We start from the raw sequence: 17,493 nt of genomic DNA, 5'->3' as shown, positions 1-17,493 counted from the left end.
ATGACGACGCTGGGCAGGTTCGGGGGCGCGGGATCGGCCGACTCCCGTGCCATGAGCCTGAGGTGGCCGCGCCGGAGCTTGCCGGTCTCGGTGCGCGGGAGTTCGTCGACGAACTCCACGGCGCGCGGGTACTTGAAGGGGGCGATGGTCGCCTTGACGTGGTCCTGGAGTTCCCGGGCGGTGGCGTCGCCGGCCACGACTCCGTCGCGCAGGACCACGTACGCCTTGACGAGCATGCCGCGGCGCTCGTCGGGGACCCCGACCACACCGCAGTCGGCGACGTACGGATGGTCGGCGAGGGCCTTCTCGACCTCGGGCCCGGCGATGTTGTAACCGGAGGAGACGATCATGTCGTCGCTGCGGGCGACGTACCAGAAGTAGCCGTCGGCGTCGCGGGTGTAGGTGTCACCGGTGATGTTCCAGCCGCCGCGGACGTAGGTGGACTGGCGCGGGTCGTCGAGGTAGCGGCAGCCGGTGGGGCCGGTGACGGCGAGCAGGCCGGGCTGCCCGTCGGGGACGGGGTCGCCGTTCTCGTCGACCACGGCCGCGCGGTAGCCGGGGACGGGCTTGCCCGTCGATCCGGGGCGGATGTCCTCGTCGGCGGCCGAGATGAACACGTGCAGCATCTCGGTGGCGCCGATGCCGTCGATGATGCGCAGCCCGGTGGCGGCGCGGAACTCCTCCCACACGGCGGCGGGCAGCGGCTCACCGGCGGACACGCAGCGGCGCAGGCCCGCCAGACGGTCGGCCGCGCCGTCGGTGAGGATCGCGCGGTAGGCGGTCGGCGCGGTGAACAGCACGCTGACCCCGTGCTCGGCGACGAGATCGGCCAGCTGCCCGGGCGTCGCCCGCTCGATCAGCAGGGTCGAGGCCCCGACCCGCATCGGGAAGACCACCAGCCCGCCGAGGCCGAAGGTGAACGCGAGGGGCGGCGTGCCGGTGAACACGTCCTCGGGCTCGGGGCGCAGGACGTGCCGGGAGAACGTGTCCGCGTTGGCGAGGACATCGCGGTGGAAGTGCAGGGTGGCCTTCGGCCGCCCGGTCGTACCGGAGGTGAAGGCGATCAGCGCGACGTCGTCCGCGGCCGTCCGCACGGAGTCGAAGCCGCCGTCCTTGGCGGCGCACCGGGCCGTGAGGTCGTCGTCGCCGGAGCCGCCGTACGCGATCACCCGGAGGGCGGCGGGATCGGCGGCCGATCGGAGTTCTTCGAGGTGGCGGTGGTCGCAGAGGGCGATCGCGGGCCGGCTGATCCCGCACAGCTCGGTGAGTTCGGCGGCGCGCAGCAGCGGCACGGTGGTGACGGCCACCCCGCCCGCCTTGAGGACACCGAACCAGGCGGCGACGAGCCACGGATTGTTGGGCCCGCGGAGCAGGACGCGGTTGCCGGGCAGCAGGCCCAGGTCCTCGGTGAGCACCTGGGCGACCTGGTTGGCGCGGCGCAGCAGGTCGCCGTACGTCCAACGCTCGGTCGGGGTCAGCAGGCAGGGGCGGTCGGGGCCCCAGCGCTCGACGGCTTCGTCGAGCAGGGCGTGGGCGCAGTTGAGCCGGTCCGGATAGCTCAACTCCGGGAGGTCGAAGTGGAGTCGGGGCCAGAGGGCGGCGGGTGGCAGCCGGTCGCGACAGAAGGAATCGGCATGTGCCGAGGGGGAGAGCTCCATGGGGCGGCACCTCAATCAGGGAGCAGCGGGGGAGATGGGGCAAGTATCTCGATATTTTGGCGATCGTCAATTGTTCGCGATATCTCGATGTCGTGAACGCCTCGCCGCGGCCGCCGTCACCGCCCCCGGTCGACCTCAGACGGCTGACGTGCGGGCCGGCGTGCGGGCCCGTACACGGGCGGGTACGCGGACCTTGGCGCGGCTGCCGAACTCGCCTGCCGTGAAGGTGAGTTCGCCGCCCGCCTCGGCAGCCATCAGCTGGATGATCAGCAGGCCCCGCCCCGTCTCCGCGTCCGGATCCGTCGTGGTGCGCGGCAGGGGCGGTCGGTGCGGTGCGGGTGCCCCGTCGGTGACCTCCAGGTGGAGCCAGCCCGCGCGCAGGGTCACCCCGACCCGCATGCGGCGCGTGGCGGCGGCGTGCAGGACGACGTTGCCGGTGAGCTCGCTGACCGCCAGCAGCAGGACGTCCGCGATCTCGGCGGTGACCGGCCAGTCGTCGAGCACGGCCCGGACGCGCGACCTGATCAGCGGTACCACCGCCGCGGTCGGCTCGACGGCCCAGCGGGCGAAGGCGCGCGCATGGCGGGTCGCGGCTGCGGTCGCGCTCGCGCTCGCGCTCGCGCTCGCGCTCGCGGTCATGGTCCCGGTCGTGGAGGGGAGCGGGGAGGGGGAGGTGGCGGCCGGCATGGGGTGCTCCCTGGAGGGGAAGGCGACGCCGCCCGCGCTGCGGCTCGTGTAACGGGTGAGGAAGTCACTCGGCCCGAGGGCTTGTGGTCAGCGGAAATGCGTCGCTAGAGTCGTGATTACACGTGTAACACGTTAAGCCTCCCGGGTGCCCTGCGCAAGCAATTCGGACATACGTTACGAACCCTTGCCCGTACCGAGGCCGCGCAGAATTGGAAGGGCCGCAATGACGCAAGCTCCGCCCGCAGCCGACATGCCCGACATGACCTGGCCGCCCCCGCCCTACCAGGCGCCCGTCCCGCCCGTCACGGACGAGCACGGGATCCGCCGCCACGACGGGATCACCTACGCCACCACGCCCGGATACCGCCCCCGACTGCTCGACGTCCAGGTGCCGGCGGGCGAGGGCCCCTTCCCGGCGGTCGTCTGGATCCACGGCGGCGGCTGGATGGACGGCGACCGGCGCTACCCGCCGCCGACCGTGCCGGCCGCCCTGCTGCACGGATCGGTGCTGGGAGCCGGGCTCGCGCTGGTCTCCATCGACTACCGGCACAGCCTGGAGGCCCCCTTCCCGGCCCAACTGCACGACGTGAAGGCGGCGATCCGCTACGTCCGCAAGTTCGCCGGAATCCTCGGCATCGACCCCGACCGGATCGGCGTCTGGGGCGAATCCGCTGGCGGCCACCTGGCCGCGCTCGCGGGCCTCGTCGGCCCGCACAGCGCGGACGGCGAGGCCCTGGAGGGCGCGCACGGCGTGGGATCCGGGGACACCGCGGTCCGTGCCGTCGTCGACTGGTACGGCATCTCCGACCTGGTCTCCCTGTCGGCGCACCCGATGCCGGAGCTGCCGGCGGCGCCCGGGGTCGAATTCCCCGACCCGTACGTCGCCCTGCTCGGCGCGCCCGTCGCCGAGCGCCCGGATCTGGCGCGTGCCGCCAGCCCCGTCACGCACGTCACCGAGGGCTCCGACCCGCCGCCGTTCCTGCTCGTCCACGGCCGGCAGGACGGGCTGGTCCCCTACAGCCAGAGCGAGTTGCTCGCCGAGGCCCTGACGCAGGTGGGGGGCGAGGTCGTCCTGGAGCCCGTCGAAGACGCCGACCACATCTTCCTGGGCTCGCCGGACGTCCCCCAGATCGTCGCGGACAGCGTGGCGTTCCTGGCCCGCCACCTGGGCGCGGGCGCCTGAGCGGGTCGTCACCACCCAGCCACCCCGCAGTAGGGGCGCGGCCCGGAGCGGCCGCGCCCCCGCGCGAGCGCCACAGCTCGGACGAGCCACGAGCCACGAGCCATGAGCAACGAGCAACGCACGAGCGACGAACAACCAGCTGAGAACGACGAACAAGGCAGCCATGTCCAAGAACCCGGTCACCCGTCAGTCCCGTACCACCGGCACAGCCACCACCCCCGACCCCGAGCCCCCGCGGAGACCCGCCCGGCGCCGTCCCGGCGTCCTGATCGCGGGACTCCTGATGCTGGGCCTACCCGTGGGGCTCGGCCTCGTCGTCCGGCAGGATCCGGCGGCCCCGCCCTTCCAGCGCGCGGACGACCGCTGGCTGTCCTGGATGGGCGGCCCGCACGAGGGCCCGTACGCCTGGGTCGCGGCGGCCCTGAACTGGTTCGGCGGCCCGGCCGGCGTCGTCGTACCGCTCGCCCTGCTCGTCCTCCTGCTCGTGCGCGCACGGTGGGTGTCGGCGGGCTTCTTCCTCGGTGCCTACCTCTTCGGCAACATGGTCGTCGTCCAGGGACTCAAGTACCTGGTGGACCGGCCGCGCCCGACCGATCCCCTGGTCCGCGTCGACCACGGCTCCTTCCCGTCCGGTCACGCTGCGGGGGCCGCACTGCTGGTCGTCCTCGTCGGCGCGCTGCTGGTGCCCGCCGCGCGGCGCCGGGGCTGGTGGGCCGGGGGAGCACTCTTCACCCTGACCATGATGTGGAGCCGTACGTGGCTGCACGCGCACTGGATCAGCGACACCTTCGCGGGCGCGGCCGCCGGGGCGGGGGCCGGCCTGTTGGCCTGGTGGCTGTGCGCACCCGCGCTCGGGCGCGAGGCCGCCCGCGTCCGGGACCGCCGGGGGGCGGCCACGGGCGCGCGCGAACCGCTGCCCGCGCCCGAGCCCGTACCGGCAACCCGCTGATCCGCAGCGGCTGTTACGACGTCCGGCGGTGCACCAGTACCGCCGTCGTCCGCGGTATCGGAGCCGTCGTCCCCGTCGTGATCAGCTCGTGAACGGCGTCCGCGACCCGCGCCGGCGAGACGAGGTCCAGTCGGATCGACGTCAGCGGGGGCTGCTGGAGCGAGGAGAGGACCAGGTCGTCGGAGCCCACGACCGCCACGTCGTCCGGTACGACGATCCCCTCGGCCCGCAGCGCGTGCAGCAGCAGCGCGGCGTACTCGTCGTTGTAGGCGAACACGGCGTCCAGCGCGAGGTCGGCCCAGCGCCGGGCGAGGGCGGTCGCGGACTCGCGGGTGTAGGACAGCTCGACCGGCGTCACGGTGGCCATGTGCCGGGCCGCGACGGACTCGGCGCCCGCCAGCCGAGGTGCGGCGAGCGTGCCGAGGCCGCGCTCCTGCGGCATGACCACGCCGATGCGGGTCCGGCCGCGGGCGATCAGGTGCTCGGCGGCGGTGGCACCGATGAGGGCGTGGTCGAAGCCGATGGTGTGCACGCCGGGCACGGGGTGGGAGGCGAAGGCGAGCATCCCGCGCACTCCCGCGCGGTGCAGCAGGTCGGCGGCCTGCGCGGTCAGCCGGTCGCCGTCGATGGCGATGACGGCGGCCGGGCGCAGCTCGGCCCAGGCGCGGGCGGCGTCGAGGGGATCGGTGAAGCGCCCCGCGTGCAGGACGGCGGTGTAACCGTGCCGGTCGAGCTCGCTGTGCAGGTCGTCGACCCAGTCGCTGACCAGGCGGCCGACGGCCGAGATCGACGCGGGCATCAGGACGAGGTTGCTGCGTCCGGCGCGCAGCGAGCGGGCCGCGGCGTGCGGTACGTAGCCGAGCTGTCGGGCGGCGTCCAGGACGCGTGCCCGGGTGGCCGCGCTCACGCGGTGGCCCTGGGTGTCGTTGAGTACGAAGGAGACGGTGGCGCGCGACACCCCGGCGAGCCGGGCCACGTCGGCGCTGGTCAGGGAGGCCGGGGCGGGAAGGTCTTTGGCCATGGCGTCCCTCGACGCTCCTTTTGATCGATCCGGTGGTCTCCCTTCGAAGGTTACACGAGTTAGATCACCGGAGCGGGGGCCCGCCCGGACGTGCGCCGTCCGGGCGGGCCCCCGCTCGCGTGCCGGGACGCCCGGATGCCCGGATGCCGGCATGTCGGCCCGACCCCGGGCAGCCCGCGCGCCCCGTTACGACGCGATCCCGCGCCCCGTCACGACGTGAGCCTGCGCCCCGTCACGACGTGAGCCTGCGCAGTGCGCCCTCGTGCAGCCGCCGGGAGTCCCCGGCGAGATCGTCGAGGGCGGTGACGACCGAGTCGAAGCGCATCGTCGTGCGGGTGTCCGCCCCGTACGGGCTCCAGTGCGGCATGTCGGGGTGGTTCGGGTCGCCGGTGCGGGCGAAGGCGATCCACGCCCGGTGCATCGTGTGCGCGAGTCCGTCGCGCACGGCCGGAGCCAGCCCGGCCACGAAGGGGGCGTTCGCCCACTGGTCGAAGTTGTCGAAGGCGAAGGGCAGTTCGAGGCAGTGCGCGGCGCCGAGCCGGCCCTCGTAGGCGGGGGAGGGGAAGTCGAACTGGTAGGCCCACACCGGACGTCCCGCCGCGGCGCGCGCCTCGGCGAGCCGCACGGCGGGCATCCGGAACAGCTCGTCGGTGATGAGGTCCATCAGGACGTCGGCGGGACGGGACCCGGGTCGGGTGCGCTCGTACGCCGCGTACACGTCGGGGGCGGCCCCGGCGCCGAAGGTCTCCGCGATCCTGGCGGTCACCCGCTCGCGGTCGGCGTCCGCGTGGCCCGGGTCGAGGGCGAACCCGAAGTTGGCCTCCTCGCGCGTCCAGCCGATCAGTACCTCGATCCCGGCCGCCGCCCCGTGCAGCAGGGCGTCGGCCGGGTGGCGGTGGAGGGTGACCCCGTCGATCACGGGCAGGAACGGCGTGGGCCAGTACCCCCAGCGCGCCGTCCGCGCGAAGAGCCCGCCCGCGGCGGCGATCAGGGCCGGCCACTCCTGCGAGCGCAACTCGGCGAGGCTCTTGGCCCCGGCGAGTTCCAGATAGGCGGCGGTGCGTTCCAGGGAACCCTCGGGCGAGGGGAAGTCGAGCCCGAAGGGCGGGCTCATCAGGATGACCCGCCGGATCAGGTCCGCGGCTCCCGGGGCTCCGGCGAGTGCGGCGGTGGAGACCGCGCCGCCCGACTGGCCCGCGACGGTGATGGAGTCCGGGTCGCCGCCGAAGGAGGCGATGTTCTCGTGCACCCAGCGCAGCGCGGCGAGCTGATCGCCGAGCCAGTGGTTGCCGCCGGCCGGTCGTGCGGCGTGACCGGCGCCGTCGGTGTCGGCGGCGCCGTCTCCGTCCCCGTACCCCTCCTCGTCCTCGGGGGTGGGGTGCAGGTAACCCAGCGGCCCGATGCGGTAGTTGATGCCGACCACGACGAGGTCCCCGTCGCGGGCGAAGGTGGCGCCGGAGTAGGTGGGCAGGGACCCGGAACCGGAGACGAAACCGCCCCCGTGGATCCAGACGAGCACCGGCCTGCGCGCGTCGTCGACCCCGGGCGTCCAGACGTTGAGGGTGAGGCAGTCCTCGTCGAAGGGTGGTTCGCCGTGTCCGCCGAGGACCGGGTCGCCGCCCTCGCGGTACATCTGCGGAGCGCTGGGGCCGTCCGCGGTGGCGTCCCGGGTGCCGCTCCACCCGGGGTGCGGTCGGGCGGGCCGCCAGCGCAGTGCGCCGACGGGGGAGGCCGCGTAGGGCACGGCCCGGAAGACGGTGAGTCCGTCCTCGACCGCGCCGCGCAGCCTCCCGGCAGGCAGGTCCACCACCGTCTCGTCCGGGCCTGGGATGTGAGCCATGAGCCGATCCTTCCTGGGCCGCGCGCCGGGCGCGCGCCGACCCGTCGAGAGTATGGCGGAAAATCAACGATCGTCAATCATTCGCGATATGCATGTCGGGCGGAGCGGTGCGCGGTGCTCACGTCCAGAGGGTGTCGGCCGCCGTCCGTTCCGCCTCCGTGGCCAGCAGCCGGGAGAACGCCCGCCACAGGAGCAGGCACGCCCCCGCCCCCACGAGGGCGCCGGCGAGGGTGTCGCTCGCCCACTGGGCATGCAGCCAGGTGCGGCTCCACATCATCGCCACCGCGTACCCGGCGCCGAACAGCCACCACCAGCGACGCGCGCGCGGCGGAACCGCCACCACCGCGACCGCGACGACCAGGGCGACCGCGCTGAAGACCTGACCGGACGGGTACGAGCCGTCGTTCACCAGGACCCAGGTGTGCGGGGGGCGGGGCCGGTCGGCGAGGTCCTTGAGGGGGAGTACGACGGCGACGTTGGCCAGGACGTTCGTGGCGAGGACGAAGAGCGCCGAGCGCCAACGCCCGTACACGCAGAGGCAGCCGGTCAACATCAGCGGCAGGATCAGCCCCAGTGGCCCGCCGAGCCGGTCGAGCGCGAGGGCGAACTCCGTGGCGGCGCCCGCGGACGAGCCCCCGGCGGAACGGGCCCAGGCGTCGTCGAGGCCCTGGAAGAAGGGGCGTTCGTCCACCCGCAGGAGCCATCCGGCCAGCAGGGGGACGAGGAGCAGCGACGCGCCCGCGACGAGGGCGCGCCGGGGCGGCTCCGCGGGCAGGTGGTGGCGGGGCGGCCGGGCGGGAGCGGGGGTGAGGGAGGGCGGCGGCGACGCGGGGACGGCGGGGCGCGGCATGGCGGGGCCTTTCGGGGTCGACTCGCGGGGGCGGGGCGGGCGGCAGTGCGGGGGCGCTCGGTGAGCGGGCGAGCGGACGCGCGGCGTCGGGCGCCGGCCGGTCGCGGCGGGCCGCGGGAGGGTCGGCGGGGGGTCGCGGATGACCCGCGGGAGGCTCGGCGAGGGGTCGCGGAGGAGCCGCGGGAGGTGAGGGCCGGGTGCGCCGGGAGGGGGCGTGGCGGGCGAGCGGGGAGGAGGAGGCGGCAGCGGAGGCGGGGGAGCGGAAGAGGCCGGTCCGGGTCCGGCCTGGGCCGGGGCGTCGCGCTGCGGCACGGAGTATTGCGGATGCGTGACCGCCACCACAAGGGCAAGAGGGTTTTAGGACGCGACCGGCCTGGTCAGTGGCCGTGATCGGCCAGTTACACGTGTCCCTGGTGGCGTTCGGTCGAGGGTCACGATCTGTGCATCGCCCGGCGCCAGGTCTTGGCGAGGCCCCGGATGGAGTGCTACACAGTGTCCAGACGCCGGAAGTGACACGTGTAACAACAACGCGTTAACCCTGCCGCGTCGAGCACCCCGAGCGCGTCGCACCACGGCATGTGAACCAGCACATCGACCACGTCGACCCCATGACACGTCGACCCATGACACGTCGACCACATGACACGTCGACCATGTCGAGCGCGCCGCACCATCCCGCACCCACGCTCGCGGAGTCCGCACCTCCGCAACCCCGCGCACCTCGTATCCCCGCGCACCCCGGCGGCACGCCGCGCCACCCGACGCGCGCTCCGCACGCTCCACACCACCTCCCCGCTCCGTCCCCCGAGGAGTCGTCATGGTCACGAACGAGCTGATCGATCCGCCCGTACCGGCGGATCACGAACCGCCCCACAGACGGGGGCTCCTTCTCCTCCTGCTGGTCGCCAACTCCGCGATGATGGCGGTCTACATGGGCGTCGGCTCCATCCTGCTCCCCACCCAGATCGCCGCGATCGCCGGCGATGACAAGGTCGCCGTCCTGGGCCTCGTCGGCGGCGTCAGCGCGATCTTCGCGACCGCCTTCAACCCGATCGCCGGCGCCCTCTCCGACCGCAGCGGCCGCCGCAGCCCCTGGATCCTGGGCGGCGCCCTCGGCTCGCTCGCGGGCCTGGCCTTCCTCGGCAGCGTCACCACCGCGCTGCTCGTGGGCATCGGTTGGTGCCTGATCCAGGCGACCATGAACGTCTACCAGGCCGCCGTCACCGCGATCGTCCCCGACCGGATCGCGGTCGCCCGGCGCGGCACCGCCTCCGCGGTGGTGGGGCTGGGCCTGCCCATCGGCGGCACGGTCGGCGTACTGATCGCCTCCCAGGCGGCGGACCACCTGCGCACCGGGTACCTCGTCTTCGGCGGGGTGATCGCCGCGGCCGCGATGCTGCTCACCGCCTTCTGCCGGGACCTGCCGCGCACCACGAGCCCGGCCGCGCCCGCGGCCGACGCTCCGCCCGCACCCAAGGGGGCGCAGGTGAAGGCGTTCCTCTCCGCGCTCGGCCACCACGACTTCCGCTGGGCCTTCATCGGCCGGGCCCTGATGGTCCTCGGCTACTTCTCGGTCGTCGGCTACCAGCTGTACATCCTGGACGATCACATCGCGCTGCCCGACGGATTGACCCCGCCCGACGCGATGGCCGTGCTCACCCCCGTCTCCATGGTCGCCATGGCCGTTTCCACGGTGGTCGGGGGGATGCTCTCCGACCGCTGGAACCGCCGCAAGGTGTTCGTCGGGGTGTCGGCGGCCCTCGCGGGGCTGGTGATGGTCGTCCCCGTCGTCAGCCCGACCTGGACCGGCATGCTCGTCTTCAGCGCGCTCAACGGGCTCGCCTTCGGTTGCTTCATGGCCGTCGACACCGCGCTCGTCACCCTGGTCCTGCCGCGGGCCGAGGACGCCGCCCGGGACATGGGCGTCCTGAACATCGCGAACGCCGGGCCGCAGATCATCGCCCCGTTCGTCGCCTCCGCCGTGGTCACCGCACTCGGCGGGTACACCCCGCTGTTCCTGGTCGGCGGCGCCCTCTCGCTGATCGGCGCCCTCGCGATCCTCCCGATCCGCAGCGTGCGCTGACCCGCGGGCAGCCGCCCCTCACCTCCCTCTCTCCCTCCTCCATTCCCGCAACTCCGCCTCTTTCAAGGAGCGTTCCGTGCAACGCAAGCGTGTTCTGCCGCTGGCCACCCTGCTGCTCTGCGCACCCGCCCTCGCCGGTACGGTGCCCGCCGCCGCATCACCGGCCGTACCGGCAGCCGGGCCCGCGCGCCCGCTGCGGATCCTGCTCACCAATGACGACGGCTACAACGCCCCGGGCATCCGCCTGGCGTTCGCGCGGCTGACCGCCGCCGGACACGACGTCACCATCGTCGCGCCGCTCACCAACCAGAGCGGGGCCGGCACGAAGGGCTCGAACGCCCCGGCCATCACGGTGCGCCACCCCGAGCCGAAGGTGTGGGCCGTCGACGGATCCCCCGGCGACTCGGTGACCTTCGGCCTCTCCGAGGTCTTCGAGGGCAAGGCCCCCGACCTCGTCGTGTCCGGCACCAACTACGGCCCGAACGTGGCGGCCCTCGCCACCCACTCCGGTACGGTCGGCGGCGCCGTCGCCGGGCTGGAGGCCGGCATACCCGCCATCGCCCTGAGCACCGGTGGCGTCGCGGCCCCCGACCCCGTGACCACGATCAACGCGATGGGCCCGACGCTCGACTTCGCGGTCAAACTGATCGACCGGCTGCGCGCGCGGGCCGGCTCCGGCCGGCTGCTGCCCGAGGGCGTCGGCCTCAACGTCAACCACCCCGTCATCGGCGCCGACGGCAAGGGCACGCCCGCCGCGGTGGCGACCACCTTCCAGGACCCGCAGCCGGTGTTGAAGTCCGACTTCACCGATGCGGGCGACGGCACCTGGAAGGTCGGCGTGAAGGTGGACCTGCGCACCCCGGCCCGCGGCGGCGACGTCGAAGCCGTGAGCGCCGGGAGGATCGCGATCAGCCCGATCAACGCCGACTGGAACACCGGCCCCCTCGACCTCGCCGTCGCCCGGGCCCTGCTGGCCGGACTGCGCCCGTAGCCCCTGCCGGGCCACCCACCACCCGTCCGGTGGGGCGCGGGGAGCGACCCGCGCCCCACCGGACGGCCTCGAACCCAGGAGCACGGATGCCACGCCCCGCGACCGGTTCCACCCGGTCCACCCGGACCGGTACCCCAAGACCCTTACCCCGTACGGCTCGGATGCTGAGCGTCCTCGCCGCCCTCGCCGCGCTGCTCGCCCCCGCGGTCCCGGCCGCCGCCGCACCGCGCGATCCGGCCCGCCCCGTGGTCGCCGTCGCCCAGGGCGCACTGCGCGGCCGGGTGCACGACGGCGCGCAGGAGTTCCTCGGCGTGCCCTACGCCGGAGCGCCGGTCGGCGACTTCCGGCTGCGCGCCCCCGTGGAGCCGCGCCCCTGGCGCGGGGTGCGCGAGGCCGACCGACAGGCACCCGCCTGCCTCCAGTTCTCCCCGTTCGGCCTGCGGGATCCGCTGGCCGTGAGCGAGGACTGCCTCTACCTCGACGTGTACCGGCCGCAGGGAGCCCGGGCGGGGGAGCGGCTGCCGGTGATCCTCTGGATGCACGGGGGCGCGTACAGCCAGGGCACCGGGGCGCAGTTCGGCGGCCGCACGATGGCCGCGCTCACGAACAGCGTGGTCATCAGCATCAACTACCGCCTCGGGCAGCTCGGTTATCTGGGCCTGCCCGAGCTGGCCGGGGAGGATCCGCGGCGCTCCGGTTCCTTCGGCCTGATGGACCAGATCGAGGCGCTGCACTGGATCCGCCGGAACGCCGCGGCGTTCGGCGGGAACCCGGGCAACGTGACGGTCTCGGGCCAGTCGGCGGGCAGCGGTTCCGTGTGCGCGCTGCTGGCCGCCCCCGCCGCGGCCGGACTGTTCCACCGGGCCGTGCTGCAGAGCGGGCCGTGCACGCTGCTCCGCACGCCGGACGCGGCGCGCGCCGCCGCCGAGGCGCGGGCCTTCGCCGCGCGGGCGGGCTGCGCCGATCCCGGGGCGGTCGTCGCCTGTCTGCGGGCCGCCACGGGCCCGGCGCTGGTGGACGCGGCCCGTACGCTGCCCACCTCGGGCCCGGCGTCGGGCGACGGGCTGCTCCCGCGGGACCCGGCCGCCGCGATCGCCGCCGGGGCCTGGAACAAGGTCCCGGTGCTGATCGGCAGCACCCGCTCGGAGGCCCGCTTCTTCGTGGCGCTGACGCAGCCCCGGCTCACGGAGCAGGAATACGCGCGGCAGGTGCTGGACACCTACGGCGCGGCGGGACCGGAGGTACTGGCCCGCTACCCGGTGGCGGCCCACGGATCCCCGTACCTGGCGCTGTCGGCGCTGATGACGGACTCGACCTTCGCCTGTCAGACGGCGCGGACCACCGGCCTGTTCGCTCGTCAGGTACCCACCTACGCCTACGAGTTCGACGACCCAGACTCCCCGACCCTGGCGGGCGCCCAGGTGCCGGGACTGGACGAGTCGAACGCGCACAGCGCCGAGCTGGCCTACCTGTACGACTTCACCATGGGGGACCGGCCGCTGACCGCGGTCCAGAACGCCCTGGCGACCCGGATGAAGCGGTACTGGGGCGCCTTCGCGCGCTACGGGACCCCCGCGGTGCGGGGCCAGACGCCGTGGCCGGCGGCCGGCCCCAACGGCGCGGTGCTGACGCTCGGTCCGGCCGGGAGTCGGCCGGACCAGGGCTTCGCGACGGAGCACCGGTGCGCCTTCTGGCGGACCCAGCCCGACCGGCCGCTCTGACGGGTTCGCACCGGATACCGGCAAGGGGTGCCGGCCGGATCTCCGCGACGTGGCGGAGACCCGGCCGACACCCCTTGGGGCCGTCGACCGGATCAGTCTCCCAGCGCGCGGCGGAGGCCGGACCGGTCGGTGCCCAGTTTGGTGTAGGCCGCGCAGAGCAGCTCGGAGACCGACTGCGCGTCCATCTTCAACTCCGCGGCGATCGCCGTGTTGTCCAGTCCGTGCGCGGCGTGCCGGGCCGCCGCGCTCTCCGCGACGGTCAGGTTCTCCTGCTCGGCGGTGTGCAGCCGGCGCGGCCGCAGACCCGCCGACGCGAGCTGCGTACGGGCCCGGGCCGCGAGCCCGTCGGCCCCGCACGCCACGGCGGTCTCCATGCCCCGGTAGAGCTGCTGGGCCGCGTGGTGGCGGCTGCCGATCGTGTGCAGGGCGGTGCCGTGGTCGACCAGCGCGTACGCGAGTTCGCAGGCCGCGGGGACTGTTCGAGGTGGTCCACCGAGTCCTGGAGCAGCGCGGCCGCCCGGGCGGGATCGACGGTGGTCGCCGCGGCCACCCGCAGCGCGTGGCCGATCATGCTGGAGGTCCCGAAGGCGCGTGCGCGCGAGAGTGCCTCGGACGCGGTCGCCCGCGCCTGCTCGGGCTTGCGGGCGACCTGCCCCAGCGCCAGGTCGAGCTGCCAGGGACTCCACGAGGGATTGCGCGCTCCGCGCAGGTCGAGGCGCCGGCCCGCCGAGACGAGGTGGTGCTCGCCCTCCTCGATCCTGCCCCTGGCCAGCAGGAGCTTGCCCCACACGGCCTGCGGGTCCGGATAGACGACCGCGGGTGGCCAGCCGTCCGCCAGCTTGTAGGCGTCGGCGACCCGCTGGGCCTCGGCGGTGTTCCCCCGGGCCAGCAGGGTCTCGATCAGGGTGCCGATCGCGTACCACTGCGCCGGGATCCCCTGGCCGACGCGATCGGCGATCTGCAGGCCGTTGCGCACGAAGTCCTCGGCCTCGGCGAGCCGCCCGCGCCGGTAGCGGACGTAGCCGAGCAGCGTGTAGACGAACGACAGGTGCGCCCCGCGCCAGCCCTTCGCCTCGAACTCGACGATGCCGGTGTTGAAGAGCTCCTCGGCGCGGCCGGGCTGGTCGCAGTACATCAAGGTGAGCGCCACGACGGCCGGTACCTCGAAACCGAAGTCCTGGTCGGTCCAGCTCAGACCGCCGTCGAGGGCCTGCTCGGCGTAGTCCAGGGCGATCGTGGCCGGCTCGCCGCGCAGGACGGCGTCCCAGGCCCGAAGTCCCAGGATGTGCCGCTCGGGCAGCCCGCGGCCGGTGAGTCGCTTGGCGAACTGGGCGAGGAGCCGGGAGCGGGCGGGCGAGTTCTCCTCGTCGACCCGGACCGAGTTCCACTTGAACTGCTCCGCCTGCATGCGCAACCGGGTGCGCGAGCTGGTGGCCCGCCGGGCCTCCTCCGCGAGGAGCGCGGCCGCCTCGGCCAGCTGACCGGTGTGGCCGAGCGCCTGGGCGAGCCGGTAGGTGATCGCCTCGCGCAGGCCCTGCTCGGTCCTGGGCTCCTCCAGCGCGGCTCTGAGCTGGTTGATCGTGGTGCCGGGATCGTGCAGGAGGTTCGCGGAACCGAGTTCGAAGAGCACCTCGGCCCGGTCCTCCACCTCCGGAGGTTCGCGCAGCGCCCGGGCCAGGTACCGGCGTGCGGCGTCGGGAGCGCCCGCGGAGAAGCTGTCGCGCGCGGCCTGCCGCAACTGCTGCACCACCCAGGGGTCGCCCTCGGGGTGCATCTCCAGCAGGTGACGGGCGGCGGCAGCGGCGCCGTGGCCGTCGTCGACCAGCGCCGTCGCGGCCATGCCGTGCATGGCGACGCGCACACCGGGCGGGATCGAGCGGTAGACGGCGGTGGCGATGAGCGGGTGGAAGAACTCCACCACCTGCTTGCGCCGCACGCTCGTCAGCACGGTCAGGATGCGCGCGTCGCGCAGTTGGGCGATGGCCTCGGCGGCCTGCGCCTCGCCGAGCGCGGCGACGCCACCCACGATGTCGGTCGGGACGGCGGTGCCCAGAACGGCGGCGGCCCAGGCGAGCCGCACGGTGGACGGCCCGAGCTGTTCCAGGCGTTCGATGAGGCCGCTGCCCTTGACGGCGGAGGCCAGGTCGCGCAGTTGCGGGATGCTGTCCTGGTGCGGTTTGAGCCCGCGGTCGCGGCCCTTCATGGCCAACTCGACGACCTCGAAGGGGTTTCCGCCCGTGATCGCCCAGCACTCGCGGCAGAACACGTCGTCCGCGTCCTCACCGAGGGCGTCGCGGACGATGCGGGCCACCGCGCTCGTGGTGAGGGGCGCCAGCTCGTGCGGACGTGATCCCTGGCGCCCCATGAGGGCGCGTAAAGCCGCGGCGTCGGCCGGGATCTCGTCCGGTCGGCAGGCCACCATGATCAGCATGGCCAGTTCTTCCGCCCGGGCCGTGAAGGCGGTCAGCCAGGCCAGTGACTCGGCGTCCGCCCAGTGCGCGTCGTCGACGATCAGCACGACGGGGGCGCTGCGCACCGCTAAATGCGTGACGACCCAGTCCAGGCCGTCGCGCACGCCCTGCGGGTCGGGAGCCGTCGGCCCCTTCGGCGCGGCGGTGAGCCCGAGGGCCGGGGCGACGATGCTGTACCAGTTGCCGAGCGCCTCGCGCCGTTCGTCCTCGCTCATGGCGGCGAACGTCGGCTGGATGAGCTGGCGCATCACGTGGAACGGCACCTGCCGCTCCTGCTCGCCGCCGCGTGCGAAGAGCACCGTGCAGGAGCGCTCGGAGGCCAGCCGCCGGGCCTCCGTCAGCAGGGTGGTCTTCCCTATGCCGGCCGACCCGGCGAAGGTCAGGACGCCTCCGCGACGGGCGGCCGGGCCCAGCCCCTGCCCCGAGGATCCGCACAACTCGTCCACCGCGCGGTGGATCGCCAAGACTTCGGATTCCCGTTCGAGCAGGGGCTTGGCCGCCCCTCCTCGTGGCTCCGTGACATGTGACACTCGTGCCCCCTCCAGCGCGTGCGCCCGAGTGTACGTGCCAAGGGGTGAGTTGTTCCTGGTTAAGCACATTCTTGCGGTATCTCGCCACCCGTACGAGAACAACCGTGTACCCTCCGCGGTCGCCGGGCCCGCTGCCGCACGGGCCGCGGCGTCAGCGTCGCGCCGCGGGGATCATGGGCAGTTCGCTGGGCTGCGGGATCCCCGCGGGGACCTCGCGGACGGTGACTCCCGGCGCGGGGACCAGGCGCCACCGGGACGCCACGCTCGCCACCGCGGTCAGGATCTCCGCCACCGCGAACGAATCGCCGATGCACTTGTGCTGGCCCGCCCCGAAGGGGAGGTACCGGTGGGCGCGCGGCCGTTCACCGGTGTCCTCGTGCCAGCGGTCGGGGTCGAAGCGCGCGGCGTCGCGGAACAGCGCGGGGTCCCGGTGCAACGCGTGCGGACTGTAGGCGAGTTCGGCCCCCTCGGGGATGGCGACGCCGCCCAGGGTGAGCGGGACGAGCGCACGCCGGGTGAAGAGCAGGGGCGAGTGCAGGCGCAGCGTCTCCTGGAAGACGCTGTGCGCGTAGGTCAGCTTGGGCAGGTCCTCGGGGCGGACGGGGCGGTTGCCCACGACCGCGTCGACCTCGGCGTGCAGGCGCTTCTCCACCTCGGGGTGCCGGCCGAGTTCGTGGAAGATCCAGGACAGGGTGGTCGCCGAGGTCTCCGTGCCCGCGAACATGATGGCGATCACCTCGTCCCGCACCTGCTCGGCGCTCATCCCCTCGCCCGTCTCCGTGTCCACGCTGGAGAGCAGCAGGGACAGGAGGTCCTCCCGGTCGCCGGGCTCGTCGCCGTAGCGCGCGATGACCTCGTCGATGATCCGGCGCAGGCGCGCGGCCGCGCCGTCGAACCTCCGGTTGTACGGAATGGGAACCCCGTCGAGGAACTTGGGCATGACCGCGCGGACGAGCATGCCCTCCAGGACGATGGGCAGCGAGCGGTGCACCTCCGCGACGGCGGGGCGACTCATCTCGCCCGAGAAGATCATCTCCGCGACCGAGGAGAGGGCGTAGCGGCGGGCCTCGGTGACCATCGAGACCTCCCGGCCCGCGGTCCACGAGGTGGCCATCTCCTCGGCCTGACGGCACATCACCTGCGCGTAGTCGGCGATGTGGTTGCGGTGGAAGGCGGGCTGCATCATCCGGCGCTGTTTGCGGTGGAACTCCCCGTCGGTCGTCACGATGCCGTTGCCGAACATCGGGCGGAGCCGGTCGAAGATCCGGCCGCGCCCGAACTGCTGGGCCTGTTGGACCAGTACGGCATGGACGTGATCGGGGTTGGTGAGCACGTGGACGGGCCAGGTGCCGATGTCGATCCGGACGATGTCGCCGTGGTGCCGTAAGGACTCGAAGAAGGCGATCGGCTCCCGCCACAGCTGGAGCGCGTGGCCGAGGAGCGGCAACCTCCCCGGAACCACGGGTGCTTGGGATGCGGGGCCGTTGTGTGCGATCTGTGTCATGGGCC

At 73.7% G+C, this 17,493-nt stretch carries 12 protein-coding genes and 1 pseudogene; 5 read left to right on the top strand and 8 right to left on the bottom strand.

Annotation, left to right across the window (positions count from 1 at the left end; translation table 11 throughout):
* Positions 1-23: 23 nt before the first annotated feature.
* Together ACIQWR_RS08780 and ACIQWR_RS08775 are read right to left on the bottom strand one after the other, a co-directional pair.
* Positions 24-1,658, bottom strand: a pseudogene (locus ACIQWR_RS08780) (AMP-binding protein); the annotation flags it as partial.
* A 135-nt stretch (positions 1,659-1,793) separates the two neighbouring features.
* Entirely contained in the window at positions 1,794-2,345 is a 552-nt protein-coding gene (locus tag ACIQWR_RS08775) for an ATP-binding protein (RefSeq protein WP_404006027.1), read from the bottom strand.
* A gap of 223 nt (positions 2,346-2,568) precedes the next feature.
* On the opposite strand from ACIQWR_RS08775, the gene ACIQWR_RS08770 reads away from it, so the two are divergent.
* Positions 2,569-3,528 carry an alpha/beta hydrolase fold domain-containing protein gene (locus ACIQWR_RS08770; protein WP_404006026.1) on the top strand — a complete coding sequence of 320 codons (960 nt, stop codon included), beginning with the start codon at positions 2,569-2,571 and terminating at the stop codon, positions 3,526-3,528.
* A 163-nt stretch (positions 3,529-3,691) separates the two neighbouring features.
* Positions 3,692-4,477 carry a phosphatase PAP2 family protein gene (locus ACIQWR_RS08765; protein ID WP_404006025.1) on the top strand — a complete coding sequence of 262 codons (786 nt, stop codon included), beginning with the start codon at positions 3,692-3,694 and terminating at the stop codon, positions 4,475-4,477.
* Positions 4,478-4,490: 13 nt separating this feature from the next.
* Here the strand turns inward: ACIQWR_RS08765 and ACIQWR_RS08760 are convergent, their stop codons facing one another.
* From ACIQWR_RS08760 to ACIQWR_RS08750, 3 genes are all read right to left on the bottom strand, one after another.
* Positions 4,491-5,498 carry a LacI family DNA-binding transcriptional regulator gene (locus ACIQWR_RS08760; RefSeq protein ID WP_404006024.1) on the bottom strand — a complete coding sequence of 336 codons (1,008 nt, stop codon included), beginning with the start codon at positions 5,496-5,498 and terminating at the stop codon, positions 4,491-4,493.
* Between the two features lie 232 nt (positions 5,499-5,730).
* Positions 5,731-7,338 (bottom strand): carboxylesterase/lipase family protein, encoded by a 1,608-nt coding sequence (locus ACIQWR_RS08755; RefSeq protein WP_404006023.1) that lies wholly within the window; start codon positions 7,336-7,338, stop codon positions 5,731-5,733.
* A 118-nt stretch (positions 7,339-7,456) separates the two neighbouring features.
* Positions 7,457-8,188 carry a phosphatase PAP2 family protein gene (locus ACIQWR_RS08750; RefSeq protein WP_404006022.1) on the bottom strand — a complete coding sequence of 244 codons (732 nt, stop codon included), beginning with the start codon at positions 8,186-8,188 and terminating at the stop codon, positions 7,457-7,459.
* An 817-nt stretch (positions 8,189-9,005) separates the two neighbouring features.
* Here ACIQWR_RS08750 and ACIQWR_RS08745 point away from each other — a divergent pair.
* The 3 genes from ACIQWR_RS08745 to ACIQWR_RS08735 all read left to right on the top strand — a co-directional run bounded on the left by ACIQWR_RS08745 (position 9,006) and on the right by ACIQWR_RS08735 (position 12,983).
* Complete coding sequence (locus ACIQWR_RS08745) at positions 9,006-10,271, top strand: MFS transporter (RefSeq protein ID WP_404006021.1); 1,266 nt, start codon at positions 9,006-9,008, stop codon at positions 10,269-10,271.
* A gap of 76 nt (positions 10,272-10,347) precedes the next feature.
* Positions 10,348-11,262, top strand: coding sequence for a 5'/3'-nucleotidase SurE (surE, locus tag ACIQWR_RS08740; RefSeq protein WP_404006020.1), 915 nt, complete (start codon positions 10,348-10,350; stop codon positions 11,260-11,262).
* Between the two features lie 161 nt (positions 11,263-11,423).
* Positions 11,424-12,983: a carboxylesterase/lipase family protein gene (locus ACIQWR_RS08735; RefSeq protein WP_404006019.1), complete on the top strand. Its 1,560-nt coding sequence runs from the start codon at positions 11,424-11,426 to the stop codon at positions 12,981-12,983.
* A 92-nt stretch (positions 12,984-13,075) separates the two neighbouring features.
* Here ACIQWR_RS08735 and ACIQWR_RS08730 read toward each other — a convergent pair whose 3' ends face one another.
* The 3 genes from ACIQWR_RS08730 to ACIQWR_RS08720 form a co-directional block, all read right to left on the bottom strand.
* On the bottom strand, positions 13,076-13,345 hold the full coding sequence (locus ACIQWR_RS08730; protein ID WP_404006018.1) for a hypothetical protein: 270 nt from the start codon (positions 13,343-13,345) through the stop codon (positions 13,076-13,078).
* Positions 13,243-15,918 (bottom strand): ATP-binding protein, encoded by a 2,676-nt coding sequence (locus ACIQWR_RS08725; RefSeq protein ID WP_404006017.1) that lies wholly within the window; start codon positions 15,916-15,918, stop codon positions 13,243-13,245. Before ACIQWR_RS08725 ends, ACIQWR_RS08730 begins: the two co-directional genes overlap by 103 nt.
* A gap of 217 nt (positions 15,919-16,135) precedes the next feature.
* Entirely contained in the window at positions 16,136-17,488 is a 1,353-nt protein-coding gene (locus ACIQWR_RS08720) for a cytochrome P450 (RefSeq protein WP_404006016.1), read from the bottom strand.
* Between the last annotated feature and the right edge of the window lie 5 nt (positions 17,489-17,493).

It is taken from the genome of Streptomyces sp. NPDC098789 (assembly GCF_044759975.1).
GTDB lineage: Bacteria > Actinomycetota > Actinomycetes > Streptomycetales > Streptomycetaceae > Streptomyces.
This window is presented reverse-complemented; position numbering and strand designations above follow the sequence as displayed.

What these genes read in the sequence shown, in the direction of transcription:
- ACIQWR_RS08775 (WP_404006027.1), bottom strand. Translation starts at nt 2,345, where the DNA reads ATGCCGGCCGCCACCTCCCCCTCCCCGCTCCCCTCCACGACCGGGACC.
- ACIQWR_RS08770 (WP_404006026.1), top strand. Translation starts at nt 2,569, where the DNA reads ATGACGCAAGCTCCGCCCGCAGCCGACATGCCCGACATGACCTGGCCG.
- ACIQWR_RS08765 (WP_404006025.1), top strand. Translation starts at nt 3,692, where the DNA reads ATGTCCAAGAACCCGGTCACCCGTCAGTCCCGTACCACCGGCACAGCC.
- ACIQWR_RS08760 (WP_404006024.1), bottom strand. Translation starts at nt 5,498, where the DNA reads ATGGCCAAAGACCTTCCCGCCCCGGCCTCCCTGACCAGCGCCGACGTG.
- ACIQWR_RS08755 (WP_404006023.1), bottom strand. Translation starts at nt 7,338, where the DNA reads ATGGCTCACATCCCAGGCCCGGACGAGACGGTGGTGGACCTGCCTGCC.
- ACIQWR_RS08750 (WP_404006022.1), bottom strand. Translation starts at nt 8,188, where the DNA reads ATGCCGCGCCCCGCCGTCCCCGCGTCGCCGCCGCCCTCCCTCACCCCC.
- ACIQWR_RS08745 (WP_404006021.1), top strand. Translation starts at nt 9,006, where the DNA reads ATGGTCACGAACGAGCTGATCGATCCGCCCGTACCGGCGGATCACGAA.
- ACIQWR_RS08735 (WP_404006019.1), top strand. Translation starts at nt 11,424, where the DNA reads ATGCTGAGCGTCCTCGCCGCCCTCGCCGCGCTGCTCGCCCCCGCGGTC.
- ACIQWR_RS08720 (WP_404006016.1), bottom strand. Translation starts at nt 17,488, where the DNA reads ATGACACAGATCGCACACAACGGCCCCGCATCCCAAGCACCCGTGGTT.